The sequence below is a fragment of the Streptomyces sp. NPDC050546 genome, from assembly GCF_044457425.1.
GTDB lineage: Bacteria > Actinomycetota > Actinomycetes > Streptomycetales > Streptomycetaceae > Streptomyces.
This window is the reverse complement of sequence record NZ_JBITGX010000004.1, coordinates 582,088-606,504: the sequence shown is the minus strand read 5'-3', so window position 1 is coordinate 606,504 and position 24,417 is coordinate 582,088. Positions and strand designations below refer to the sequence as shown.

Here is a 24,417-nt window from a genome sequence, read left to right as displayed (position 1 = left end):
ACAACCCCCCCTGGGGCGGGCCTGCGGGGGGGGGCGTTTTGTATCTCAAGACTGCCCGCCGGTTGGTGCTGCTGCGATCAGGCACAATTTTTTGGGGGGCCCCCCCACCCCCCCCCCCCGCCACACCCCCTGAGCCCTGCCCCCTACCCCCCAGCCAGCAGAATCGCGCTACCCCACAGCCAGCAGAATCGCGACAAGCACCACCCCGGCAGCCGCCGGCCCCACCACCTCGTAGGCCCACCGCACGGTCACCTCACCCTGCGCCGTCGCCGCCCCGTGCCGCGCCTCGTGCAGCCCGCGCAGCTCGTCCATGATCCGGTCGGTGTCCGCACGCACGGGCCCCTCGGACTCCGGACCGCCCCCACCGGGGCCCTGCCCCAGCCCCCCACGCATCCCGAGGCCGCTGCCACGCCCCTCGTCCCGCCCCATGGCCCGCCGCGCCTGCGCGGTCGCCCGCATCTCACGCCGCGCGGCCTTCTTGCGGGCGCGCAGCGACACGGGGACGGCCCACAGCTGGTACTTGGCGCCGGACTCGGTGAGGACCTCGTTCGAGTAGGCGGACTTCAGCGAGGCGACCTGCCCCCAGGGCAGCGCGATGACGCGGAAGGGGTTGCGGATCCGCAGCCGGTCGTCGCCCGCGTACACGGCAGGCCGCAGGGTGAAGGCGACGACGAGCGGCACGATCAGCAGCATCAGCGCGAGCGCGAGCCACTGCGTGCGCCCCTCCCCCGAGACGAGCGCGTCGACACCGAGCCACCCGGCGATGGCGAGCAGCAGCACACCACCGGCGATGGCCGGGACCGACCGGTAGACCCGGTCCTTGGACTCGGGCGACTGGGACTCGGGACTCGTCATACCCCGATTCTGCCGGACGCCGACACCCCCACCCCCGCCACCCCGGCTCAAGCCACCGCCCCCACCCCAAAGCTCAAAGCGCAACCACCGCTCCCCACCCCACTCCGCCCCACTCCACCCCGCACCCACTCCGCCCCACCCCCCCACTCCACCTCACACCCACCGCACCCCCACCCAAGACAGCCCCGGGGCTGTACAGCCGCTACGCGCGTAGATATGCTCGTCTGGTGACCATGCCCAGTTCTGCACTCACCGCAGCTCACCCCCTCAAGGACGTCACCGCGTCCGACAGCGCGCTGCGCCGCTTCCTCCACGGGCTCCCCGGCGTAGACGCGGTCGGACTCGAGGGACGTGCGGCCTCCCTCGGTACGCGTTCGATCAAGACGACCGCGAAGGCCTACGCCATCGACCTCGCCATCTCGATGGTCGACCTGACGACGCTGGAAGGCGCGGACACCCCGGGCAAGGTCCGGGCGCTCGGCGCCAAGGCGGTCAAGCCCGACCCGACCGACCGTACGTCGCCCAGCACGGCGGCCGTCTGCGTCTACCCCGACATGGTGGCCGTGGCCAAGGAGGCCGTCGCCGGTTCCGCCGTGAAGGTCGCCTCGGTCGCCACCGCCTTCCCGGCGGGCCGCGCCCCGCTCACCGTCAAGCTGGCCGACGTCCGCGAGGCCGTCGCCGCGGGTGCCGACGAGATCGACATGGTCATCGACCGCGGCGCGTTCCTCGCGGGCCGGTACCTGAAGGTGTACGACGAGATCACCGCCGTGCGGGAGGCCTGCGGGACCTCCGCGCGCCTGAAGGTCATCTTCGAGACGGGCGAGCTGTCCACGTACGACAACATCCGCCGCGCGAGCTGGCTCGGGATGCTGGCCGGCGCGGACTTCATCAAGACCTCCACCGGCAAGGTCGCGGTGAACGCCACCCCCGCCAACACCCTCCTCATGCTGGAGGCCGTCCGCGACTTCCGCGCCCAGACCGGTATCCAGGTCGGCGTGAAGCCGGCCGGCGGCATCCGCACCACCAAGGACGCCGTCAAGTTCCTCGTCCTGGTCAACGAGACCGCGGGCGATGACTGGCTGGACAACCACTGGTTCCGCTTCGGCGCCTCCTCGCTGCTGAACGACCTCCTGATGCAGCGCCAGAAGCTGGCCACGGGCCGCTACTCCGGCCCCGACTACGTGACGGTGGACTGAGACCTCATGACCATGGAAAACATGTCACGCGCATTCGCGTACGCTCCGGCCCCCGAGTCCCGCGCGGTCGTCGACATCGCGCCCTCGTACGGCCTGTTCATCGACGGTGAGTTCACCGACGCGGCCGACGGCAAGGTCTTCAAGACGGTCAGCCCCTCCTCCGAAGAGGTCCTCTCCGAGATCGCCCAGGCGGGCGAGGCGGACGTGGACCGCGCCGTACAGGCCGCCCGCAAGGCCTTCGAGAAGTGGTCGGCGCTGCCGGGCGCGGAGCGCGCGAAGTACCTCTTCCGGATCGCCCGCATCATCCAGGAACGCTCCCGCGAGCTCGCCGTCCTCGAGACCCTCGACAACGGCAAGCCGATCAAGGAGACCCGCGACGCCGACCTGCCGCTGGTCGCCGCGCACTTCTTCTACTACGCGGGCTGGGCCGACAAGCTCGACCACGCCGGCTACGGCGCGAACCCCAGGCCCCTCGGTGTGGCGGGCCAGGTCATCCCCTGGAACTTCCCACTCCTGATGCTGGCGTGGAAGATCGCCCCGGCGCTCGCGACGGGCAACACGGTCGTGCTGAAGCCCGCCGAGACGACCCCCCTCTCGGCCCTCTTCTTCGCGGACATCTGCCGCCAGGCGGGCCTGCCCAAGGGCGTCGTCAACATCCTCCCCGGCTACGGGGACACGGGCGCCGCGCTGGTGGCCCACCCGGACGTGAACAAGGTCGCCTTCACCGGCTCCACCGCCGTCGGCAAGCAGATCGCGCGCACGGTCGCCGGCACCCGCAAGAAGGTCACGCTCGAACTGGGCGGCAAGGGCGCCAACATCGTCTTCGACGACGCCCCGATCGACCAGGCCGTCGAGGGCATCGTGACCGGCATCTTCTTCAACCAGGGCCAGGTCTGCTGCGCCGGCAGCCGCCTCCTGGTCCAGGAGTCGATCCAGGACGAGCTGCTCGACTCCCTCAAGCGCCGCCTGTCGACGCTGCGCCTCGGCGACCCGCTCGACAAGAACACGGACATCGGGGCGATCAACTCCGAGGAGCAGCTCACCCGCATCACCTCCCTCGTCGAGCAGGGCGAGGCGGAGGGCGCCGAGCGCTGGTCGCCGGCCTGCGAGCTGCCGGAGAGCGGCTACTGGTTCGCCCCGACGCTCTTCACGAACGTCACCCAGGCGCACCGGATCGCCCGCGACGAGATCTTCGGCCCGGTGCTGTCGGTCCTGACGTTCCGCACGCCGGACGAGGCGGTCGCCAAGGCCAACAACACGCAGTACGGCCTCTCCGCCGGCATCTGGACGGAGAAGGGCTCGCGCATCCTGGCGGTCGCGAACAAGCTCCGCGCGGGTGTCGTCTGGTCCAACACGTTCAACAAGTTCGACCCGACCTCGCCGTTCGGCGGGTACAAGGAGTCGGGCTTCGGCCGCGAGGGCGGCCGCCACGGCCTGGAGGCGTACCTCGATGTCTGACCGACTCAGTGTCCTCAAGACCTACAAGCTGTACGTGGGCGGAAAGTTCCCGCGTTCCGAGAGCGGCCGGGTGTACGAGGTGACGGACTCAAAGGGCAAGTGGCTGGCGAACGCGCCCCTGTCCTCCCGCAAGGACGCCCGTGACGCGGTCGTCGCGGCCCGCAAGGCGTTCGGCGCCTGGTCCGGCGCGACGGCGTACAACCGCGGCCAGGTCCTGTACCGCGTCGCCGAGATGCTGGAGGGCCGCCGCGACCAATTCATCCGTGAGGTGGCCGACGCGGAGGGTCTGTCGAAGTCCAAGGCGGCGGCGGTCGTGGACGCGACGATCGACCGCTGGGTCTGGTACGCGGGCTGGACGGACAAGATCGCCCAGGTGGTGGGCGGCGGCAACCCGGTGGCGGGCCCGTTCTTCAACCTGTCCTCCCCCGAGCCGACGGGCGTGGTCGCCGTGCTGGCTCCGCAGGAGTCGTCCTTCCTGGGCCTGGTCTCGGTGGTGGCCCCGGTCATCGCCACCGGCAACACGGCGATCGTGGTGGCGAGCGAGAAGTCCCCGCTGCCCGCGCTCTCCCTGGCCGAGGTGCTGGCCACCTCGGACGTCCCCGGCGGCGTGGTCAACGTCCTCTCGGGCCGCACGGTGGAGATCGCGACCCCGCTCTCGGCCCACCAGGACGTCAACGCGATCGACCTCGCGGGCGCCGACGAGGTCCTCGCGAAGGAACTGGAGATCGCGGCGGCCGACAACCTCAAGCGCGTTCTCCGTCCACAGCCTGTGGATTACACGGAGACCCCGGGCACCGACCGCATGACGGCATTCCTGGAAACGAAAACGGTCTGGCACCCCACAGGGTCACTGGGCGCGTCGGGTTCCTCGTACTAGACGCCCCTCACAGCCGAAGCCCCGGCCCTCCTCCGTCCAGGAGAGCCGGGGCTTCTCGCGTAGCCGGACCCGCCCCCGTCAGATCGCCAGCCGCTGCGCGATGCCGTCGAGCACGCAGTCGAGGCCGAACTCGAACTCCCCCGCCCGGTCGTCCTTGCGGGCCGCGGTGAGGGCGTACTGCTCGAAGGCCGGATAGCGGCCCGTGCTCATCAGGTAGCGCATCTGCGGGGCCAGGGCCTCGCGGGTCTCGTCGCCGCCGGCCCAGCCGTGGCGTTCCTGGTAGTCCCGCAGGGCGATCTCGGTCTGGGCCGAGCCGTGCACGAAGGAGGTGACGGTTCGCAGGACGGCCATCACCGAGTCGGCGTCCAGACCGTGGGCGGCGAGCGCGGACACCCCCCGTTCGGCCACGGCCATCCGCGAGGGGGTGAGCATGATCACCGGGGTGGGCATGACCGCCATCCACGGGTGGGCGAGCATCAACTCCCGCGTCTGGAGGGCGTAGGAGCGCAGCACCTCGCGCCAGTCCGTGACGTCGTCCGACACGGCCAGCTCCCGGGACACCCGGTCGATCATGAGCGCCCAGAGGTCGTCCTTGCCGCTGACGTGCCGATAGGCGGCCATGGGCGCGACGCCGAGCTTCGTGGCGAGACGGCGCATGGTGACGGCCGCGCCGCCCTCCTCGTCGGCGATCTCGACCGCGGCGGCGGCGATCCGCTCCAGGGTCAGTGAGGTGCGAGGGGCCGGGGCGGGCCGCTCCATGCGCTCCCAGAGGGAGGGCGCCTCGGCCCCGCTCTCCGCGCCCTCCTTCTTCTTCGCGACCGCCATGGTCCGCTCCTCCCGGTCGAATTGTCGCGTACAGCGTATCTCCAGTAGACGGCGTACACATCGCTGTGTACGTTGTACGCACAGAAGATACGCCGTACACAAGGCCGTACACATCAGGGGGAGACCCATGCCCGCCACCGCCGAACCGCTCCGCGTCGCCGTTCTCGTCGGCTCGACCCGGGAGGGACGCTTCGCGCCCGTCGTGACCAAGTGGCTGACCGGCCACCTCGACCAGCGCGACGACCTGCGCGCCGATGTCGTCGACCTCGCGGAGACGCCGCTGCCGACGGTGTTCCCGGCCTTCGGACAGCAGCCGCCGCCCGGCACCGAGGAGCGGCTGGCCCTGGTGTCACCCCGGCTCGCGGCCGCCGACGCCTTCGTCCTCGTCACGCCCGAGTACAACCACAGCTTCCCGGCGTCCCTGAAGAACGCGATCGACTGGCACGGCACGGAGTGGCACGGCAAGCCGGTCGGCTTCGTCTCCTACGGCGGTCTGTCCGGCGGTCTGCGCGCGGTGGAGCAACTGCGGGTCGTCATGGCCGAGGTGAACGCCGCGACCATCCGCAACACCGTCAGCCTCCACAACGCCTGGAGCCGCTTCGACGAGGACGGCACCTGTACGGACCCCGCCGCTGACACGGCCGCGAAGGCCCTGCTCGACCAGCTCGCCTGGTGGGGCCACGCCCTGCGGGACGCCAAGTCCGTCCGTGACTACGTCGCATGACCGGGGAGACCACGGCCTCGCCCGCGAGCACGGCACATCCGGTCCGGCCGGACGCCCCGCCCTCCCGGCTCGTCATCCTCGGCCTGCTGCTCGGCATCGTGCTCGCCACGCTCGACGGAACCGTCGTCGGCACCGCCCTGCCCACCATCGTCGGCGACCTGGGCGGCCTCGACCAGCTGTCCTGGGTGATCACGGCCTATCTGCTCACCACCGCCGTCTCCACCCCGATCTGGGGAAAACTCGGCGACCTCTACGGCCACAAGGGCAGCTACCTCACCTCCATCACCCTGTTCCTGATCGGCTCGGTGCTCTGCGGACTCGCTCAGGACATGGGCCAGTTGATCGCCTTCCGGGCCCTTCAGGGCATCGGCGCGGGCGGCCTCTTCGTCGGCGCGCTCGCCCTCATCGGCACGCTGCTCACCCCGGCAGAGGCCGGGCGGGCCCAGTCGCTGATCGGGGTACTCCTGCCCGCCGCGATGATCGGCGGACCCCTGGCCGGCGGTTTCCTCACCGACCAGCTCGACTGGCGCTGGGTGTTCTACGTCAACGTCCCGGTCGGCGCGGTGGCACTCGCCCTGATCGGCTTCGGGGTGCGGCTGACCGCCGCCCGGGTCAAGGCCCGGATCGACCTGGCCGGAGCCGGGCTGCTGACCGGCGCGATCCTCGCCCTGACCCTCCTCGCGAGCTGGGCCGGGACGACGTACGCCTGGTCGTCACCGCAGGTCATCGGGCTCGCCCTGGTCTCCGCGGCCGCCTTGGCCGCGTTCGTACGGGTCGAGCGGCGCGCCCCGGAACCGGTGATCCCGCCCCGGCTGTTCCGCGACCGCAACTTCTCGGTGGCACAGGTGCTCAGCTTCATCACGGGCGCGGCCATGCTGGCGGCGGCGAGCTATCTGCCCCAGTACCTGCAGTTCGTACGGGACGTGTCGTCCACCTAGAGCGGACTCCTGCTCCTCCCGCTGATGCTGGGCATGATGGCCGCCCAGCTCGTCATCGGCCGGCGGGTCGGCGACGGCGGGCGCTACCGCGGCTACCCCATCGCGGGCGGTCCGCTGGCCGCGGCGGGGGCGCTGGCCCTGCTGACGCTCGACACGGCCACGACGGCACCGGTGGCCTCCGGCCTGACGCTGGTGCTGGGCGTGGGCATCGGCTGTCTGATGCAGCCGACGATGCTCATCACGATGAACAGCGCGGAACCACGCGACATGGGGGCGGCCAGCGGCACCCAGACGTTGCTGCGCACCGTCGGCGGCTCGCTCGGTGTCGCCGTCCTCGGCTCCGTCTACACCGGCCGGCTCACAGCCGCGGTCACGGACCGGCTCGGCCCCGACGACGCCTGGCTGACCGGCGGTGAGCTCACCCCCGAGGCGCTGCGGGACCTTCCGGAGCCGGCCCGGGACGCCTTCCGGGCCGGCGTGGTGGACGGATTGCACGGTGTCGCGCTCGGCACGGCCGTGCTGTGCGCCGTGGCGTTCGCGGTGTCCTGGCTGGTCCGGGAGGTCCCGCTGCGGGGCCGGTGAACTACCCCGAGACCAGCCTGGTGACCTGGCTCAGCACCAGGGCGTCCCCGACCGACGGCGCCTGGGCCACCGGACCGGTCACCTCCTGAGAATCCACCGGCTTGAAGTCGGCGACCTCGGTGCCGACGCCGTTGTCGAGCGGATCGACTCCCGTGCCGGCGAGGGGGTTGGGCTTGAGGCCCGTGACCGTGCCGGTGGTGTAGGCGAGGGTGTCGCTCGCGGCCTGGAGACCGGCCCGGGTGTCGGTCTTTCCCGGGGCGGTGTGGACCAGGTCCAGGACCGAGCCGGCGCCCGCCGCGGCCGACGCCGCACCCGCACCCGCCCCCAGCGCCACTCCCGCGGTCGCGAGGACGGCCAGGGCACGCTGGACGGTCGGCTTCTTGGGTGAGTCGTGTCGGGCCATCGCTGCCACCTTCTGACGCTCTGGGTAATCGGATCGATACGAAGGGTAGTTGAGATGTGACGCGCGCATCAAAGGCGACCCGCGGGGTCGTACGGCCCCCGGTGGATGCCTCAGACTGGTGTCTCGTGAGTTCCCCTCTGCCCATACCGACGCGAGTCGTGCTGCTCTGCGGCCCTTCCGGCTCCGGCAAGTCCCTCCTCGCGGCCCGCTCCGGCCTTCCGGTGCTGCGGCTCGACGACTTCTACAAGGAGGGCGACGACCCGACTCTGCCTGTGGTGGCGGGGAGTTCGGACATCGACTGGGACCATCCGGATTCCTGGGACGCGGACACCGCCGTCGCCGCGATCACCCAGCTGTGCCGCACGGGCCGCACGGCCGTCCCCGTCTACGACCTCTCGCTCAGCGCCCGCACCGGCGAGGAGACGGTCGAGATCGGACGGACCACGCTGTTCCTCGCGGAGGGCATCTTCGCCGCGGAGATCGTCTCGCGCTGCCGGGAACTCGGCGTCCTGGCCGACGCGCTGTGTCTGAGCCGCGGCCCGGTGAAGACGTTCCGCCGGCGCTTCCTGCGGGATCTGAAGGAGGGCCGCAAGTCGGTGCCGTTCCTGCTGCGGCGCGGCTGGCGCCTGATGCGGCAGGAGCGCTCGATCGTCGCCCGTCAGAGCGCGCTGGGCGCGTACGCCTGTGACCGCGACGAGGCGATGGGCCGGCTCGCGGCCGCTGCGGCGGGCCGCTGCGCGAGCCTCCGTACGGCGGCCTGAGCGGCGACGGCGTCAGACGGACAACGCGATACGCGAGCAGGAAAAAGCGGGACTGGACGGACCCCCCGGCCCTCCAGTCCCGCTCTTGTGTTCCCCCGTGGTGCTCCCCCCTGGGTGCTCCCCCGTGGTGCTCCCCCGTTTCCTCCCCCTCGTTTCCCCCGTGTCCCCACTCTCCTGAGGAGACGCCCCCCAGCGCCTCCGCAGTCCCCCGTGGGCCCCCTTGTGGTGCTCCCCCCCCGAACCTTCAGGCCACGAGCTCGCCGAAGGCGTCTTCCTCGTCACGGCCGAAGCTGAGGACCTCGTCCTCGCGCAGCCGGCGGAGCGACCGCCAGATGCTGGACTTCACCGTGCCGACACTGATGTCGAGGATCTCCGCGATCTCCGGGTCCGTGCGGCCCTCGTAGTAACGAAGGACCAGCATGGTGCGCTGGAGTTCGGGCAGCCGGGCCAGCGCCTGCCACAGGACCGCGCGCAGCTCGGTGCCGCGCATCGCGTCCGTGTCACCGGCGGTCTCCGGCAGCTCCTCGGTCGGGTATTCGTTCAGCTTGCGGCGGCGCCACGCGCTGATGTGCAGGTTCGTCATGGTGCGGCGGAGGTATCCGCCGACCGCCGCCTTGTCACTGATCCGGTCCCACGCCCGGTAGGTCGAGAACAGCGCGCTCTGCAGCAGGTCCTCGGCCTCGAAGCGGTCGCCGGTGAGGTGGTAGGCGGTGGCGTACAGGGAGGCGCGGCGCTCCTGGACGTAGGCGGTGAACTCCGCCTCCGACAGCGAACGGCGCTCCCCCGAGTCCTCCCTGTACGCGGCTCCGGCCTTGTTGCCGTCCCCCGTGTGTGCGTCGACCACCGTCATGTAACCGGTGTGCTGACGCCCGGTGCCGCGAGCGCACCCCCGCCCGCTCACGGCACCGGACTTCTCGGAAACCCGGTGCACGTCGTGCAGACGCGTGATCACTGCGCTGGTGCTGATGCCGTGCAGCGTGTTCATCTCGCGCCCCCCGTCGTGGACTTCCGGTGTGCGGCCCGCCGGTCGGGCGGGCTTCCTTGCTTGTGCCGAAAAGCTTGCCCCGGCACTTTCATCGCCGTGTCCGCCGACTGTCACAGGCCTGTCACAGGGGTCGGCCACAGGGCTGGCACGGTTCGTACACAGGTGTCGGCGGTAGGCGCGGCGCTGATCTCGGCCCACAGGTCGAACCCCGCCCCCCTCATGGGCCAGAATGAGCCCGTGCCTTCCCTGTTGCTGATCGAGGACGACGACGCCATCCGGACGGCCCTGGAGCTCTCACTGACGCGCCAGGGTCACCGCGTGGCGACCGCTGCCAGCGGTGAGGACGGTCTGAAGCTGCTGCGCGAGCAGCGGCCGGATCTGATCGTGCTGGATGTGATGCTGCCCGGCATCGACGGGTTCGAGGTGTGCCGGCGCATCCGGCGCACGGACCAGTTGCCGATCATCCTGCTGACCGCTCGCAATGACGACATCGACGTGGTCGTCGGGCTGGAGTCCGGCGCCGACGACTATGTCGTCAAACCGGTGCAGGGGCGTGTGCTCGACGCCCGGATCCGGGCCGTGCTGCGGCGCGGTGAGCGGGAGTCCAACGACGCGGCGTCGTTCGGCAGCCTCGTCATCGACCGCTCGGCGATGACCGTGACCAAGAACGGCGAGGACCTCCAGCTCACGCCGACCGAGCTGCGGCTGCTGCTGGAGCTGAGCCGGCGGCCGGGGCAGGCGCTGTCCCGCCAGCAGCTGCTGCGGCTGGTGTGGGAGCACGACTACCTGGGTGACTCGCGGCTCGTGGACGCCTGTGTCCAGCGGCTGCGTGCCAAGGTCGAGGACGTTCCGTCGTCCCCGACGCTGATCCGTACCGTGCGGGGTGTCGGCTACCGCCTGGACGCGCCTCAGTGACACAGGCGCACCAAGGGGGGGCCCGCGGCTGGACCGCGGAGCGCAAGGGAGTTCTGTCGCGGCTGCGCTTCACCAGCCTGCGACTGAGGCTGGTCGTCGTCTTCGGCCTGGTGGCCCTGACGGCCGCCGTGTCCGCGTCCGCCATCGCGTACTGGCTCAACCGCGAGGCGGTCCTCACCCGCACCCAGGACGCGGTGCTGCGCGACTTCGAGCAGGAGATGCAGAACCGGGCGGGCGCGCTGCCCGAGCGGCCGACGCAGGACGAGTTGCAGCACACCGCGGGCCAGATGGCGGGCAGCGACCAGCGCTTCAGCGTGCTGCTGGTCGCCCGCGACGCCGACGGCAGGACCGTCTACGGCAGCTCCGGCGGACTGAGCGGCTTCTCGCTGCGGGACGTGCCGGCCCCGCTGCGCACGGCGGTGAACAGGACGCAGAAGGTCGACGGGGCCAACAAGCACCCGTACCACCTGTACTGGCAGCGGGTCATAGACCACGACACGCCGTATCTCGTGGCCGGGACGCGGGTGATCGGCGGCGGCCCGACCGGCTACATGCTCAAGTCGCTGGAACCGGAGGCGAAGGATCTGAACTCGCTCGCCTGGTCGCTGGGAATCGCCACGGGGCTCGCGCTGATCGGCTCGGCGCTGCTCGCGCAGGCCGCCGCGACGACGGTGCTGAAGCCCGTGCAGCGGCTCGGGTCGGCCGCGCGGCGGCTCGGCGAGGGCAAGCTGGACACCCGGCTCAGGGTGTCGGGCACCGACGAACTCGCCGATCTGTCCCGGACGTTCAACTACGCGGCCGAGGCCCTGGAGAAACGGGTCGCCGACATGGCCGCGCGGGACGAGGCGTCCCGGCGGTTCGTCGCGGACATGAGCCATGAACTCCGTACTCCCCTCACCGCGATCACCGCCGTGACGGAGATCCTGGAGGAGGAGCTGGAGGCGGAGACCGGGAGCATGGACCCGATGATCGAGCCCGCCGTCCGGCTGGTGGTCAGCGAGACGCGGCGGCTGAACGACCTGGTCGAGAACCTGATGGAGGTCACCCGCTTCGACGCGGGCACCGCCCGGCTCGTCCTGGACGACGTCGACATCGCCGACCAGATCACCGCGTGCATCGACGCCCGGGCCTGGCTGGACGCGGTCGAGCTGGACGCCGAGCGCGGTATCCACGCCCGCCTGGATCCGCGCCGCCTCGACGTCATCCTGGCCAACCTCATCGGCAACGCCCTCAAGCACGGCGGCTCCCCGGTGCGGGTGACCGTCCGGGCGGACGACGACTCGCTCGTCATCGAGGTGCAGGACCACGGGCCCGGTATCCCCGAGGACGTGCTGCCGCATGTCTTCGACCGGTTCTACAAGGCCAGCGCCTCCCGGCCGCGCTCCGAGGGCAGCGGTCTCGGCCTGTCCATCGCCCTGGAGAACGCGCACATCCACGGCGGCGAGATCACCGCGGCCAACTCGGCCGACTCGGGCGCGGTGTTCACCCTGCGGCTCCCGCGCGGCACCTCCGCCTCGGCGGAACAGCCCGCCGAGGACGAGCAGGAGCCCGGACCCGACGCCGACCGGAGCCAGGCCGAGGACTCGAAGGGGGACGCCTGATGACCGTACGACGTCCACGAGCCGGGGCTCAGGCGACGGCTTCCGTGCCGGCCGGGCGGAAGCGGCCGGTGTCCCTGGTGCGGCTGGCCGGCCTGCCCGTGCTCGCGGTCCTGCTGGCCGGCTGCGGGATCCGGGCCACGGAGGTGCCGACGAACTTCGGGCCCGCGCCCTCGCGGGTGCGGTGCTCGCTCGCCGAGCCGGACGTGTCGGCGCAGGCCGCGCGGGGGCTGCCGGTGCAGGTGTTCCTGCTGTGCGGGTCCTCGCTGGTGACCGTCGACCGGACCGTACGGGTCCCGGACGGCGCGGCCGACTCCGAGCGGCGCATGCTGGTGGCGCAGGGCCTGCTGGACGAGCTCGCCGAGACGCCGTCGCCCGCCGAGAAGGAGGCCGGCTACAGCTCGGACGTACGCGGCGGCATCACCGTGGGCGGGCCCGGGAAGAGCGACCCGGAGGACACGCTGCGGCTGAGCGCGGCGCCGGACAGCCTCACCTCGTACGCGCTGGCCCAGATCGTCTGCACCTTCTCCGACTCCGCAGCGGCCGAGGGCGACGGCTCCGTGGTGCTTGGCGGCCCCGGCCCCGAGTCCCCGCGCCGCTACGAGTGCACCGACGAGGTGCGGGCCCGCCCGGGCAGCACGGCGCCGCCGTCCAAGGACGTGGCCGGCGAGTGAGGCGGCGGGCGGGTTCCGCGGGGCTGTGGCGCACGCCTCACAGGCGTCCCTGGGGGTATCCCGGAACCGATCCTGCCGGAGGCCGCGTCTAGGGGGGCGTGCAGCGTCAAGGCTCCATCGGCGGCAGTGCCGAGTTCCGCATCCGTGTGACGGGAGGTGTCCTCCTCGTCGCACACCTCGCGTTCGTCGCCTGGTTCACGCTGCGGCCGCTGGAGGTGCCCTGGGTGATGCCGGCCAATCTGCGGCCGTTCGCCGGGGTCCGGGCCGATCTCGCCCTGGGCTGGCCCGAGGCGGCCCGGCACATCGGCGAGAAGCTGGCCCTGCTCGCCCCGCTGGGTGTGCTGCTGCCGATGGCGAGCGGCAGGCTGGCCGTCTCGCCGCTGGCGTCCCTGCTGCGCACCGTCGCGGCCGGTGCGCTGCTGTCGCTGGGCATCGAGCTGTTGCAGACCGGCGTGCCCGGTCAGGTCGTGGATGTCGACTCGCTGTTCCTGAACACCGCGGGCGTGGGCCTCGCGCACCTGGCGCTCGTCCCGGCGGGCCGCTCCTGGTTGCGCCGCCGCTCCACCGCGCCCCCGACCCGCACGCCCCTCCCCCCGGAGGAGCCGGCTCAGGGTCGGACCCCGACGATTCCCAGGGTCGGGATCGCCCCGTGGAGCGACGCTTTGCCCCCTTCGTCTCCGTAGCGTGGAGTGCAGATGGGGTACTCGGACGAGAGACCTCGCACACCGACGCTGAAGGAGTCGCACATGTCCCGCCTCGCCCGCCCCACCAACGGCCGCATGATCGGCGGAGTGTGCGCCGCGCTGGCCCGGCGCTTCGGCACCTCCACGACGACGATGCGGGTGATCTTCCTGGTCTCGTGCCTGCTGCCCGGCCCGCAGTTCCTGCTGTACATCGCACTGTGGATCGTGCTGCCCTCGGAGGACAAGGCGCGGAACAAGGCCCAGACGGCCTGGTGACCGCGCGCCACTGAAACACCTGACCGCCCACCGCTGAAACACCGATGGGGCGCACCCTGTGTCCAGGGGTGCGCCCCATCGGCGTGTGCGTCCGCGCGGGCGGGAGGGTCAGGCGAGCGGAATGCCGTTCACCGGGAGCCCGCCGAGCAGCTTGGGGGCCGGGCCGTTCGGACCCTGGGCAAGCAGCTGCCCGGCGACCGGCTGGGCGGCGGCGAGACCGGTGCCGGCCAGGCTCTGCCCCTGACCCACCGCCTCACCCGAGCCCGCCGGCAGCGTCTGGGAGAGCTGCTCCGCCGGGAGCGCGTGGGTGACGCTCTCCAGGGCCTGGGTGGCGTCCGGGACGGCCGGGGCGGCGTTGGCGGCGCCCGCACCGGTGGCGGCGAAGGCGGCACCGAGAGCGGCGACACCGAGGGACTTGGCAGCAGACTGCTTCATGAAAACGCGTCCTCGCAATGGGATGACGGGGTGTGTGAGCGGTGCGGCGACCGTAATCAGGCGGCACCACCCGCCGCAAACATCGAAATGCGGACGGCTTGTGAACACCGTCCGCATTCCCTGTGTGCCGATTCCCGCGGGCTCAGCTCTCCGAATCCACAGAGTCGCTGGTCGAAGCGGTCTGCCGGAACAGCCATTCGGATTTCAGCTCGGCATATCCCGGCTTGATCACGTCATTGATCATGGCCAGTCGTTCATCGAAAGGAATGAACGCTGATTTCATCGCATTGACTGAGAACCACTGAAGGTCGTCGAGCGTGTAACCGAACGCCTCGACAAGATGCTCGAATTCCCGGCTCATGCTGGTGTAGGACATGAGGCGATTGTCCGTATTGACGGTGGCGCGGAAATGCAGCCGGCGCAGCAGCCCGATGGGGTGTTCGGCGTACGAGGACGCCGCCCCGGTCTGCAGGTTGGAGCTCGGGCACAGCTCCAGCGGGATGCGCTTGTCCCGGACGTACGAGGCGAGCCGCCCGAGTTCGACCCGGCCGTCCTCGTGGACCTGGATGTCGTCGATGATCCGTACACCGTGTCCGAGCCGGTCGGCGCCGCACCACTGGAGTGCCTGCCAGATGGACGGCAGCCCGAAGGCCTCGCCGGCGTGGATGGTGAAGTGGTTGTTCTCGCGCTTCAGATACTCGAAGGCGTCCAGGTGCCGGGTGGGCGGGTAGCCGGCCTCGGCACCCGCGATGTCGAACCCGACCACTCCCAGGTCCCGGTGGCGGTTGGCGAGTTCGGCGATCTCCAGGGCGCGGGCCGCGTGCCGCATGGCGGTGAGCAGGGCGCCGACGCGGATGCGGTTGCCGCTCTCCCTGGCGCGCCGCTCCCCTTCCCGGAAGCCCTCGTTGACGGCCTCGACCACCTCTTCGAGGCTCAGCCCGCCCTCGAGGTGCTGCTCGGGGGCGTAGCGCACCTCGGCGTAGACGACGCCGTCTGCGGCGAGGTCCTCGGCGCACTCGGCGGCGACCCGGACCAGCGCGTCGCGGGTCTGCATGACGCCGACGGTGTGGGAGAAGGTTTCCAGGTACCGCTCGAGGGAACCTGAGTCGGCGGCCTCGCGGAACCAGATGCCGAGCTTCTCCGGGTCGGTCTCGGGGAGCTGGGTGATGGGGGCACCTCCCACGCCATTAGGGCTGTGGGGGACGTTCTCGCGGGCGAGTTCGACGATCGTGGCGGGGCGCAGGCCGCCGTCGAGGTGGTCGTGCAGCAGAACCTTGGGCGCCCGGCGGATCTGGTCCGGTGTCGGGGTGTTCGCGATGGTCTGGCTCGTCATTTCCGCACTCTAACTCCTACGCGCGTAGATGGCGCCTCTTCGGCCCCTTTACGTTTTCGTCGATACGTAACGGTGACCCCGGGGAAGGGTCGAATACACCCGTGCTTCTGACACTGTTCTGTCATGGCACACCAAGCGACGCCGGTTCGCAGGGCCCGGCTGGGCAGGACACTCGGTCCGGAGCCGACGGCGGTGAGCGGCGTGGTGCTGCTGCTGCCCAACGGGGACGAGGTCTCCGGCCGCAGACCGTCGCCCATGCTGGCGACCGCCTCCGTACGCGCCCTGGGGCGCCGCCTGGCCCGCGCGGGGCGGGACGAGGGTCTGGCCGCGCACGTGGTGCACTACCGCTGCCGCGGCTGGAACGGCAGCGAGGCCAACCTCGCGGCGGACGCCGCCTGGGCGGCCGACGAGGTCGTACGGCGTTACGGGGACGTGCCCGTCTGCCTCGCGGGGCCCGGGATGGGCGGCCGGGCCGGGCTGCGTGCGGGTGGGCACGAGGCCGTCAACTCCGTGCTGGCGCTGGCCCCCTGGCTGCCGGAGGACGATGTGGCGGCGCCACCCGAACCGGTGAAGCAGCTGGTGGGGCGGCAGGTGCTGATCGTGCACGGCACGAACGACGAGCGGACGGATCCCGAACTGTCGTTCCGGCTGGCGGCGCGGGTGAAGAAGGCGAATCGGGATGTGTGCCGGTTCGAAGTGCACGCGGACGGGCACGGGTTGCATCAGTACCGGGATGAAGTGCTGGCGCTGGCCGAGGACTTCGTGATGGGGGCGGTGTTCGGGCGGGCGGTGTCACGGCCGGTGCGGGATGCGTTTGCGGCGCCGCCGCCGTTGGGGTTGCGGATGCCGTTGGCTGCGGGATTCGGTTCTTCGTTGCGGCGGTAGCGCCGTTCGGGGTGGCTGTGGGTTTCGGGGTGCGGGTCGTGGGTAGTTCTCGCGCAGTTCCCCGCGCCCCTGACTAGGGGAGCAAGCTGCCTCTTCTTGAGAGCAGGAATCGTTTGAAGGCTGCTACCGGGGGCGTGTCCGGGTGGCCTTCCAGCCAGGCCACGCCGATTTCGCGGACCGCTCGGGGGGCCGTCACCGTCAGTTCGACCACTCCCGGGCGGGGGACGGCCGGTGGGGGCAGGAGGGCTACTCCGAGGCCTGCCGCCACCAGGCCTCGGAGGGTTTCCGCCTCCTCCCCCTCGAAGGCGATGCGGGGCTTGAAGCCCGCCTCCTGGCACAGGTCGTCGGTGATGCGGCGCAGGCCGTAGCCGGGTTCGAGGGTGACGAAGGTTTCGTCGGCGGCTTCCGCGAGGCGGATGCGGCGGCGGGTGGCGAGGGCGTGGTCGGCCGGGACGACCAGACGGAGTTTCTGTTCGTCGAGGCGGCGGGCCACCAGGCCGGGGGCGTCGGGGACGGGTGACGTCAGGCACAGGTCGAGTTCGCCCGCGCGCAGGCGTTCCAGCATGGCCTCGCCGTAGTTCTGGACCAGGCTGAAGCGGACGCGTGGGTGGTCGGCCCGGAAGGCCTGGAGAAGGCCGGGGACGGTTTCTGCGCCCATGGTGTGCAGGAAGCCGAAGGCGACCTTGCCGGTGGCCGGGTCGGCGTCGGCGCGCACCTCCTCGGCGGCGCGCTCGACCTCGGCCAGGGCGCGCTCGACGGAGGTGAGGAAGGTACGTCCGGCCGGGGTGAGGGAGACCGTACGGCCGTGGCGGGCGAAGAGGTCGACGCCGAGGTCCTGCTCGAGACGGGCCATGGAGCGGGAGAGGGTCGACTGCGGGACGTTCATCTCCTGGGCGGCACGGGTGACGTGCTCGGTACGGGCGACGCCCGCGAAGTAGGCGAGGCGGGGCGCCAGCACCTTCGACATCTCCGCCATGTCTTCTGTGTCACTGGATGGTGACAGGCGAGCCGTGGAACTGGGTTGATGCACCATGGGAACGATTATCGCCGTTCCATGCATTGGACGGATCAGTGGGTGCGTACGTAATTTCGAGGCATGACTCCCGCCAGTACCGGGGCGTCCACCACCGTGGGCGCCGATGTCTCTGTCCCTGCTTCCGACTCCCGTATGTCGCCGGGCGGGCCCGGCTACCGCCGGATGAGTTTCGCCCTCTTCCTCGCGGGTGTCGCGACCTTCGCGCTGCTGTACTCCACCCAGGCGCTGCTCCCGCTGATCTCCGGCGAGTTCGGGGTGGCGGCGAGCGACGCGAGCTGGACGGTGGCCGCCGCGACGGGCGGGCTGGCGCTGTTCGTGCTGCCGATGAGCGCCCTGTCCGAGCGCTTCGGACGGCGTGCGGTCATGACGGCGTCGCTGGCCGTGGCCGTCACGATCGGGCTGCTGGTGCCCCTCGCCCCGTCGCTGGGCGTGCTGGTCGCGCTGCGGGCGCTCCAGGGCGCGGCCCTGGCCGGGCTGCCCGCGTCGGCGACCGCCTACCTCGCGGAGGAGGTCAGCCCCAAGGCGCTGGTCACCGCGATCGGGCTGTTCGTCGCGGGCAACAGCGTCGGCGGGATGAGCGGCCGGGTCATCACCGGCTGGGTCGCGCAGGAGTGGGGCTGGCGGGTCGCCGTCGGTGTCATCGGCGCGATCGCCGTGGCCTGTGCGGTGGCCTTCCGGGCGCTGCTGCCCGCCCCGAAGCACTTCAAGGCCGGCTCGCTGCGGCCGCGCGTCCTGGCCCGCACGGTCCGCGACCACCTGTCCAACCCGCTGCTGTGCCGGCTGTACGCGATCGGCGCCCTGTTCATGACGGTGTTCGGCGGCGTGTACACGGTCATCGGCTACCGCCTGACCGAGGCCCCGTTCTCGCTGCCCCAGGGCATCATCGGCTCGATCTTCCTGGTGTACCTCGTCGGTACGGTGTCGGCGTCGACCGCGGGCCGGCTGGTGGGCCGGATGGGCCGCCGGGGCGCGCTGTACGCGGCGGGGGGTACGACGGCCGCGGGCCTGCTGCTGTCCCTGGCCGGTTCCCTGCCGCTGGTCCTGCTGGGCCTGGTCCTCATCACCGGCGGCTTCTTCGCGGGCCACGCGGTGGCCTCCTCGGCGGTCAGCAAGACGGCCACGACCGGCCGCGCACAGGCCTCGGCGCTGTACCAGTCCGCCTACTACATCGGCTCCAGCGCGGGCAGCACGGTCGGCGCGATCGCCTTCCACGCCGGCGGCTGGGCCGGGACGGTCGGGGTCGGGCTGCTGGCGGTGCTCGGCGTCGTGACGATCACGGTGTTCGGCACGCGCGCGGCTCGGCTGCAGCGGAGGCAACTGGCCACGGCTGCCTGATTCCAGGTGACGATCCCCCTGGTCGGGGCCGGTTGTCAGTGGGTGCGGATAACGTCCGCGTCTGCTGACCACCGGACCGAGCAGGGGGATTTTTCATGGAGTTCCGCATCGACCGCACGGCGTTCGCCGAGGCCGTGGGCCGGGCGGTACGGGCGCTGCCCACGCGGACGCCGGTGCCGGTGCTGGGCGGACTGCTGCTGGAGGCGGACGCGGGACGGCTCGCCGTGACGGGGTTCGACTTCGAGGCGGCGGTACGGGTGGAGGCCGAGGCGGAGATCGCGGTGCCCGGGCGGGTGCTCGTGCCGGGGCGTCGGCTGCTCGATGTGTGCCGGGTGCTGCCGGACGGGCCGGTGAGCTGTGCGCTGGAGGCGTCGCGGTTCACGGTGGAGGCGGACGGTACGCGCTTCGGGCTCTCGACGCTGCCGCTCGCCGAGTACCCGGCCCTGCCGACGGCGCCCGCGCCGTACGGCACGGTGGACGCCGCCGCGTTCGCGAGCGCCGTCGCGCAGGTCGCGGTCGCCGCCGGACGCGACGACACGCTGCCGCTGCTGACGGGCGTCCAACTGCGCCTCGACGGCGGGGAGATGACACTGTCCGCCTCGGATCGCTACCGGTACGCGGTGCGGCGGCTGGAGTGGCAGCCGCGGGCGGCGGCCGACGGGGCGGTGGAGGCACTGCTGCCGTCGCGGCGGCTGCTGGACGTCGCGAGGTCGCCGGTGCGCGGCGGGGAGGTGCTGATCGGGTGGGATCCGGCCGGTGGCGGGGGGCTGATCGGCTTCGAGTGCGGGTCGACGCGGACGGCGCTGCGGCTCCTGGACGGGCGGCTGCCGGCCTACAAGTCGCTGTTCGACATGGCGGGGGCGGCGGTCGCCGAGGTGGAGTGCGAGGGGCTCGCGGAGGCCGTGCGGCGGGTTGCCGTGGTGGCGGAGGCGAACAGTCCGGTGCGGCTGGACTTCTCGGCCGAGGGGTCCGTCATGCTGCGCGCGGGCTTCGGGGACGACGTGGCGGTCCAGCGGCTGCCGGCCACGCTGAGCGGCGCCGACGAGATGCCGGTGGCCTTCAACCCGGCCTATCTGCTGGACGCGCTGACGTCCTTCGAGAGCTCCCGTGTGCGGCTGGAGCTGCAGGGGGCGGGGCAGCGGGCGCTGCTGCACGCCGTGCCGGACGACGGAGCCGCGGTGACACACCGGCATCTGCTGATGTCGGTGCGGCAGCTGGTCTGAAGGGCCCCTTCCACCTGCGCTTTCACCCGCTCGGGGGGCCGTTGTCAGTGGGCTGCGGTAGCTTCCGAAGTGCTGGGCGCAATGGCGCGTGACAGAAATTCCACAGGGGTGGGTGGGCGATGACGAACGGCACGGCGACACCGACGGACCTGGACACCAGGCTGGAGGCACACCGGACCGAGCTGACCGGGTACTGCTACCGGATGCTCGGCTCCTCCTTCGAGGCCGAGGACGCGGTGCAGGACACGATGGTCCGCGCCTGGCGCAGCTACGCCAAGTTCGAGGGCCGCTCCAGCCTCCGCTCCTGGCTCTACCGCATCGCGACGAACGTGTGCCTGGACATGCTGTCCGCGGGCAACAAGCGCGCCCGGCCCATGGACCTCACCGAGTCCACCCCGCTCGCCCAGGCGGCCCTCGCCCCCCGACCGGACAACACCTGGCTGGAGCCCATGCCGGACGCCCGTGTGCTGCCCACGACCGACGACCCGGCGGAGGCGGCGGTCGCCAAGGAGTCCGTGCGGCTCGCCTTCATGGCCACCCTTCAGCGGTTGCCGGCCAAGCAGCGGGCGGTGCTGATCCTGCGCGAGGTCCTGGCCTGGAAGGCCAGCGAGGTCGCCGAGCTGCTGGACACCTCGGTGGCGTCGGTCAACAGCGCCCTCCAGCGGGCCCGCGCCACCCTGGCCGAGCGGCAGGAGCCGGGCGCCGACGCGGTCGTCTCCGACCCGCTGGACGAGGACCAGCAGAAGCTGCTGGACCGCTATGTGGCGGCCTTCGAGGGCTACGACATGACCGCGCTGACGGCGCTGCTGCACGAGGACGCGGTCATGACGATGCCGCCGTTCGACCTGTGGCTCACCGGCACCGACGACATCACCGGCTTCATGACCACGCTCGGCGCGCCCTGCGCGGGCTCCCGGCTGGTGCCGGTCGAGGTCAACGGGCTGCCGGGGTTCGCCCAGTACAAGCCCGACCCGGAGGGCGGCGGCTTCATGCCGTGGGCGGTCCAGGTGCTGGAGATCTCAGACGGCCGGATCACCGGGTTCCACTGCTTCCTCGACACCAAGCGCTGGTTCCCGCTCTTCGACCTGCCCCTCCGTCTCGAAGCGGAGGCCGACCAGGTCGAGCAGGGCGCCTAGGGCCGGGTCGGGGTCGCGGAGTCTGATCCGGCCGCCTGCCCGGCGGGCGGCGAGCTGGAGCCGCGCCAGCAGGTCGACGGTGGCGAGGCCCGGTGGTCCCAGGCGTCCGACATCGCACACCACGACCCGGGCACCGCTGGTGTGCAGCAGTGCCCGTACGTCGTCGCTCAGCCCTCTCACCTCGTCCCGGGTGACGGGGCCTGGCAGCACGAGCACGGGGGGTGTCATGGCGTCCACGATCGGTAGACCGGGCGGGCGGCGGTAACTCATCGCGACGGTCCTTCCTGTCTGCGCGCCGGGAAGATCACATTGACCGGGACATGGCCTACCCCGGAGGGTTGGCTGTATGCCCCATGCACCTTCCCCTCCCGCGCTGCCTGATGCTCTCTTCGCCGGTGAGGGGGCGTCGTGCAGGGGGTGCTGAGCGGGTTCGCGGTCATCGCCGTGGTCATCGGGGTGGGCTACCTGATCGGCCGCCGGGGCTACCTGGGGGACGGGGGCCGCGAGGTCCTGACCAAGCTGGCCTTCCATGTGGCGTCCCCGGCGCTGCTCTTCACGACGCTCGCGCAGGCCGACCTGTCGGTGATCTTCTCCGACCGGCTGCTGGTCACGGCGATGAGTACGGCGGCCGCGGCGGGGGTCTTCGTGGCGGTGGGTGCCGTGCGCGGGTGGGGGGTCGGCCGGACGACGGTCGGTGCCCTGTGCTCCAGCTACGTCAACTCGGGGAACCTCGGCATCCCGATCGCCGTGTACGTCCTGGGCGACGCGTCACTGGTCGCGCCGGTGCTGCTGTTCCAGCTGGTCGCCGTCACGCCGGTGGCGCTGACGGTCCTGGACCTGGCGACCGTCTCGGACGAGGACAAGCGCCCCCTGTGGCAGAGCCTGCTCACCCCGCTGCGCAACCCGATAGCACTGGGCTCCCTGGCGGGGGTGGCGGCGTCGGCGACCGGCCTCCATGTCCCGGGCCCGCTGATGGACCCCCTGACCCTGATCGGCAACATGTCGGTCCCGGCGGTCCTCTTGGCCTTCGGCATCTCCCTGCGCGGCAGCACACTCCCCTTGCGCGGCGCGGAACGAGCCCCCGTTCTCCTCGCCGTCGCCCTCAAGGCCATCGCCCAGCCCCTGATCGCCTGGGCCCTGGCAGCGGGTGTCTTCGGCCTCCACGGAGCGTCCCTGCTCGACGTGGTGGTGACATCCGCCCTGCCGGCGGCACAGAACCTGTTCACGTACGCGAGCAGCTACCGGGTGGGCGAGGTGCTGGCGAGGGAGGCGATCCTGCTGTCTACGGTGCTGGCGGTGCCGGTGCTTGTGGTGGTGGCGGCGTTGTTGGGGTGACCCGGTTGTCCGGGAACTCTCCGGTGTCGAGTTCGAGGCCGAAGGGTTCCGGCAGCGTGATGCGTTCTCCGAACTTGCCTGCGCGCAGGAGGCGGTACACGCCTTTCCTCGGCTCCGCGTACAGGGTGACCGTCGGGCCGCCCGGCGCCCAACCGTCGACCAGGAGATAGAGCGGCACCCCCCGCCTCGGCATAGCCCGCCGCCTTCGTCGTGCGGTCGTAGCGGGCGGTGGCCGCCGAGGTGATCTCGACGACGAGCTGGGCGGCGGCAGCCGGCAGGAAGTCGTCGTGGCCTTCGGTCGGCATCTCCGGTACGACGGCGAGGTCAGGCACATACAACCCGAGCCGGGCGGGAACGGCCATGCCCAGCCACTGGAAGACGAGCCAGTGCTCGGGGACCACTGTGGAGAGGCTTCGTTGGACGCGATCGGCGATGCGGTGATGGGAGATGGCGGAGTGGGGCGCCACAGTGATGACTCCCTCGATGATCTCCACTTGCAGCCCTTGGGGGCACGCGTCCGCTCCCGGACCCGGACCAGCTCGTCCCACTCGTCGCCGGTCGGGATGTGGTCGCTGTGCGGCACGCTCATGGGGTCGTCCAACACGCCGAACGGGACCGACAAGGGTCCACCGATCCCGTTCACCCGAAGGAGGAAACCGCAGCTCAGGCGATACGTTCCAGTACCACCGGCGACGCCGTGAAGTCAGTCCCCGGCGCGGCGATGTCGTAGGAGCCCTCGACCGACTGGAGTGCGTACTCGAAGCGTTCGGGGGTGTCCGTGTGGAGGGTGAGGAGGGGCTGGCCCTCCTTCACCGTGTCGCCCGGCTTGGCGTGGAGTTCGACGCCCGCGCCTGCCTGGACCGGGTCCTCCTTGCGGGCGCGGCCCGCGCCGAGGCGCCAGGCGGCGACGCCGATGTCGTAGGCGTCGAGGCGGGTCAGGGTGCCCGAGGCGGTCGCCTTGATGACGTGCTGCTCGCGGGCCACCGGCAGCTCCGCGTCCGGGTCGCCGCCCTGGGCCGTGATCATGCGGCGCCAGACGTCCATCGCGGAGCCGTCGGCCAGGGCCTTCGCCGGGTCGGCGTCCCGGATGCCCGCCGCGTCCAGCATTTCGCGGGCCAGCGCCAGAGTCAGTTCCACGACGTCCGCGGGGCCGCCGCCCGCCAGGACCTCCACCGACTCGCGGACCTCGAGCGCGTTGCCGGCCGTCAGGCCCAGCGGGGTCGACATGTCTGTCAGGAGCGCGACCGTCTTCACGCCGTGGTCCGTGCCCAGGCCGACCATGGTGGAGGCCAGTTCGCGGGCGTCCTCGATGGTCTTCATGAAGGCGCCCGTGCCCACCTTGACGTCCAGGACCAGGGAGCCCGTGCCCTCGGCGATCTTCTTGGACATGATCGAGGAGGCGATCAGGGGGATCGCCTCGACCGTGCCCGTGACGTCGCGCAGGGCGTAGAGCTTCTTGTCCGCGGGGGCCAGGCCGTCGCCCGCCGCGCAGATCACCGCGCCGGTGGTGTTCAGGACGTCCAGCATCTGCTCGTTGGAGAGCAGGGCCCGCCAGCCGGGGATGGACTCCAGCTTGTCCAGCGTGCCGCCGGTGTGGCCGAGGCCGCGGCCCGAGAGCTGGGGTACGGCGGCCCCGCAGGCGGCGACCAGGGGGGCCAGCGGCAGCGTGATCTTGTCGCCGACGCCGCCCGTGGAGTGCTTGTCGGCCGTCGGGCGGGACAGGGACGAGAAGTCCATGCGCTCGCCGGAGGCGATCATCGCGGCGGTCCAGCGGGCGATCTCACGGCGGTTCATGCCGTTGAGCAGGATGGCCATCGCGAGGGCCGACATCTGCTCGTCGGCCACCTCCCCGCGGGTGTACGCGTCGATGACCCAGTCGATCTGTCCGTCGCTGAGCTCGCCGCGGTCCCGCTTGGTGCGGATGACGGAGATGGCGTCCATGGCCATGG

Annotated in this window: 27 protein-coding genes; 17 read left to right on the top strand and 10 right to left on the bottom strand. The window is 71.5% G+C overall.

The window, feature by feature from the left end; all coding sequences use genetic code 11:
- Positions 1-168: 168 nt before the first annotated feature.
- On the bottom strand, positions 169-855 hold the full coding sequence (locus ACIBK5_RS13765) for a PH domain-containing protein (RefSeq protein ID WP_399019167.1): 687 nt from the start codon (positions 853-855) through the stop codon (positions 169-171).
- Between the two features lie 233 nt (positions 856-1,088).
- Between ACIBK5_RS13765 and deoC the strand changes: the two genes are divergently transcribed.
- The 3 genes from deoC to ACIBK5_RS13750 are packed head-to-tail and all read left to right on the top strand — an operon-like array spanning position 1,089 to position 4,386.
- Positions 1,089-2,051 (top strand): deoxyribose-phosphate aldolase, encoded by a 963-nt coding sequence (deoC, locus tag ACIBK5_RS13760; protein ID WP_399019165.1) that lies wholly within the window; start codon positions 1,089-1,091, stop codon positions 2,049-2,051.
- Positions 2,052-2,072: 21 nt separating this feature from the next.
- Positions 2,073-3,509, top strand: a complete 1,437-nt coding sequence (locus ACIBK5_RS13755; RefSeq protein ID WP_399019163.1) for an aldehyde dehydrogenase family protein — start codon at positions 2,073-2,075, stop codon at positions 3,507-3,509.
- Positions 3,502-4,386 carry an aldehyde dehydrogenase family protein gene (locus tag ACIBK5_RS13750; RefSeq protein ID WP_399019161.1) on the top strand — a complete coding sequence of 295 codons (885 nt, stop codon included), beginning with the start codon at positions 3,502-3,504 and terminating at the stop codon, positions 4,384-4,386. Before ACIBK5_RS13755 ends, ACIBK5_RS13750 begins: the two co-directional genes overlap by 8 nt.
- Positions 4,387-4,464: 78 nt before the next feature.
- Here ACIBK5_RS13750 and ACIBK5_RS13745 read toward each other — a convergent pair whose 3' ends face one another.
- The gene (locus tag ACIBK5_RS13745) at positions 4,465-5,211 is read right to left on the bottom strand and encodes a TetR/AcrR family transcriptional regulator (protein ID WP_399019160.1); all 747 of its coding nucleotides are present in this window, start codon (positions 5,209-5,211) and stop codon (positions 4,465-4,467) included.
- A gap of 127 nt (positions 5,212-5,338) precedes the next feature.
- On the opposite strand from ACIBK5_RS13745, the gene ACIBK5_RS13740 reads away from it, so the two are divergent.
- The 3 genes from ACIBK5_RS13740 to ACIBK5_RS13730 are packed head-to-tail and all read left to right on the top strand — an operon-like array spanning position 5,339 to position 7,455.
- Entirely contained in the window at positions 5,339-5,935 is a 597-nt protein-coding gene (locus ACIBK5_RS13740; RefSeq protein ID WP_399019158.1) for an NADPH-dependent FMN reductase, read from the top strand.
- Positions 5,932-6,873, top strand: coding sequence for an MFS transporter (locus tag ACIBK5_RS13735; RefSeq protein ID WP_399019157.1), 942 nt, complete (start codon positions 5,932-5,934; stop codon positions 6,871-6,873). Before ACIBK5_RS13740 ends, ACIBK5_RS13735 begins: the two co-directional genes overlap by 4 nt.
- 24 nt (positions 6,874-6,897) lie before the next feature.
- Complete coding sequence (locus ACIBK5_RS13730) at positions 6,898-7,455, top strand: hypothetical protein (RefSeq protein WP_399019155.1); 558 nt, start codon at positions 6,898-6,900, stop codon at positions 7,453-7,455.
- Between the two features lies 1 nt (position 7,456).
- Here the strand turns inward: ACIBK5_RS13730 and ACIBK5_RS13725 are convergent, their stop codons facing one another.
- Positions 7,457-7,858, bottom strand: a complete 402-nt coding sequence (locus ACIBK5_RS13725; RefSeq protein WP_399019153.1) for a hypothetical protein — start codon at positions 7,856-7,858, stop codon at positions 7,457-7,459.
- Between the two features lie 56 nt (positions 7,859-7,914).
- Between ACIBK5_RS13725 and ACIBK5_RS13720 the strand changes: the two genes are divergently transcribed.
- A complete protein-coding gene (locus ACIBK5_RS13720; protein WP_399019151.1) occupies positions 7,915-8,619 on the top strand; it encodes a uridine kinase in 705 nt (234 codons plus the stop codon).
- A 244-nt stretch (positions 8,620-8,863) separates the two neighbouring features.
- On the opposite strand, the gene ACIBK5_RS13715 is transcribed toward ACIBK5_RS13720, so the two are convergent.
- Positions 8,864-9,604: a SigE family RNA polymerase sigma factor gene (locus ACIBK5_RS13715; RefSeq protein WP_399019149.1), complete on the bottom strand. Its 741-nt coding sequence runs from the start codon at positions 9,602-9,604 to the stop codon at positions 8,864-8,866.
- A gap of 237 nt (positions 9,605-9,841) precedes the next feature.
- Here ACIBK5_RS13715 and afsQ1 point away from each other — a divergent pair, with 237 nt between their 5' ends.
- The 5 genes from afsQ1 (at position 9,842) to ACIBK5_RS13690 (ending at position 13,750) form a co-directional block, all read left to right on the top strand.
- A complete protein-coding gene (gene afsQ1 / locus ACIBK5_RS13710) occupies positions 9,842-10,519 on the top strand; it encodes a two-component system response regulator AfsQ1 (RefSeq protein ID WP_097219620.1) in 678 nt (225 codons plus the stop codon).
- Complete coding sequence (locus ACIBK5_RS13705) at positions 10,516-12,120, top strand: ATP-binding protein (protein WP_399019147.1); 1,605 nt, start codon at positions 10,516-10,518, stop codon at positions 12,118-12,120. Before afsQ1 ends, ACIBK5_RS13705 begins: the two co-directional genes overlap by 4 nt.
- Positions 12,120-12,791, top strand: coding sequence for a hypothetical protein (locus ACIBK5_RS13700; RefSeq protein ID WP_399019145.1), 672 nt, complete (start codon positions 12,120-12,122; stop codon positions 12,789-12,791). Before ACIBK5_RS13705 ends, ACIBK5_RS13700 begins: the two co-directional genes overlap by 1 nt.
- A gap of 98 nt (positions 12,792-12,889) precedes the next feature.
- The gene (locus ACIBK5_RS13695) at positions 12,890-13,474 is read left to right on the top strand and encodes a VanZ family protein (protein ID WP_399019144.1); all 585 of its coding nucleotides are present in this window, start codon (positions 12,890-12,892) and stop codon (positions 13,472-13,474) included.
- 63 nt (positions 13,475-13,537) lie between these two features.
- On the top strand, positions 13,538-13,750 hold the full coding sequence (locus ACIBK5_RS13690; protein WP_399019142.1) for a PspC domain-containing protein: 213 nt from the start codon (positions 13,538-13,540) through the stop codon (positions 13,748-13,750).
- A 108-nt stretch (positions 13,751-13,858) separates the two neighbouring features.
- On the opposite strand, the gene ACIBK5_RS13685 is transcribed toward ACIBK5_RS13690, so the two are convergent.
- Entirely contained in the window at positions 13,859-14,185 is a 327-nt protein-coding gene (locus ACIBK5_RS13685) for an ATP-binding protein (RefSeq protein WP_399019141.1), read from the bottom strand.
- Between the two features lie 142 nt (positions 14,186-14,327).
- Entirely contained in the window at positions 14,328-15,518 is a 1,191-nt protein-coding gene (locus tag ACIBK5_RS13680; RefSeq protein ID WP_399019139.1) for an adenosine deaminase, read from the bottom strand.
- A 123-nt stretch (positions 15,519-15,641) separates the two neighbouring features.
- Between ACIBK5_RS13680 and ACIBK5_RS13675 the strand changes: the two genes are divergently transcribed.
- The gene (locus tag ACIBK5_RS13675; RefSeq protein ID WP_399019137.1) at positions 15,642-16,403 is read left to right on the top strand and encodes an alpha/beta hydrolase; all 762 of its coding nucleotides are present in this window, start codon (positions 15,642-15,644) and stop codon (positions 16,401-16,403) included.
- A 73-nt stretch (positions 16,404-16,476) separates the two neighbouring features.
- Here ACIBK5_RS13675 and ACIBK5_RS13670 read toward each other — a convergent pair whose 3' ends face one another.
- The gene (locus ACIBK5_RS13670) at positions 16,477-17,436 is read right to left on the bottom strand and encodes a LysR family transcriptional regulator (protein ID WP_399019135.1); all 960 of its coding nucleotides are present in this window, start codon (positions 17,434-17,436) and stop codon (positions 16,477-16,479) included.
- A gap of 63 nt (positions 17,437-17,499) precedes the next feature.
- Between ACIBK5_RS13670 and ACIBK5_RS13665 the strand changes: the two genes are divergently transcribed.
- From ACIBK5_RS13665 to ACIBK5_RS13655, 3 genes are all read left to right on the top strand, one after another.
- Positions 17,500-18,774, top strand: a complete 1,275-nt coding sequence (locus tag ACIBK5_RS13665) for an MFS transporter (protein ID WP_399019133.1) — start codon at positions 17,500-17,502, stop codon at positions 18,772-18,774.
- A 95-nt stretch (positions 18,775-18,869) separates the two neighbouring features.
- Positions 18,870-19,997 carry a DNA polymerase III subunit beta gene (gene dnaN / locus ACIBK5_RS13660; RefSeq protein ID WP_399019131.1) on the top strand — a complete coding sequence of 376 codons (1,128 nt, stop codon included), beginning with the start codon at positions 18,870-18,872 and terminating at the stop codon, positions 19,995-19,997.
- Positions 19,998-20,116: 119 nt separating this feature from the next.
- Entirely contained in the window at positions 20,117-21,133 is a 1,017-nt protein-coding gene (locus ACIBK5_RS13655; protein ID WP_399019129.1) for a sigma-70 family RNA polymerase sigma factor, read from the top strand.
- On the opposite strand, the gene ACIBK5_RS13650 is transcribed toward ACIBK5_RS13655, so the two are convergent.
- Positions 21,017-21,403 (bottom strand): STAS domain-containing protein, encoded by a 387-nt coding sequence (locus ACIBK5_RS13650; protein WP_399019128.1) that lies wholly within the window; start codon positions 21,401-21,403, stop codon positions 21,017-21,019. The genes ACIBK5_RS13655 and ACIBK5_RS13650 overlap by 117 nt on opposite strands.
- Before the next feature lie 138 nt (positions 21,404-21,541).
- Here ACIBK5_RS13650 and ACIBK5_RS13645 point away from each other — a divergent pair, with 138 nt between their 5' ends.
- Positions 21,542-22,468 carry an AEC family transporter gene (locus ACIBK5_RS13645; protein WP_399019126.1) on the top strand — a complete coding sequence of 309 codons (927 nt, stop codon included), beginning with the start codon at positions 21,542-21,544 and terminating at the stop codon, positions 22,466-22,468.
- Here ACIBK5_RS13645 and ACIBK5_RS13640 read toward each other — a convergent pair.
- Together ACIBK5_RS13640 and ACIBK5_RS13635 are read right to left on the bottom strand one after the other, a co-directional pair.
- The gene (locus ACIBK5_RS13640) at positions 22,372-22,935 is read right to left on the bottom strand and encodes a Uma2 family endonuclease (RefSeq protein WP_399019221.1); all 564 of its coding nucleotides are present in this window, start codon (positions 22,933-22,935) and stop codon (positions 22,372-22,374) included. The genes ACIBK5_RS13645 and ACIBK5_RS13640 overlap by 97 nt on opposite strands.
- A 196-nt stretch (positions 22,936-23,131) precedes the next feature.
- On the bottom strand, positions 23,132-24,409 hold the full coding sequence (locus tag ACIBK5_RS13635; RefSeq protein ID WP_399019219.1) for a thymidine phosphorylase: 1,278 nt from the start codon (positions 24,407-24,409) through the stop codon (positions 23,132-23,134).
- Positions 24,410-24,417: the final 8 nt, after the last annotated feature.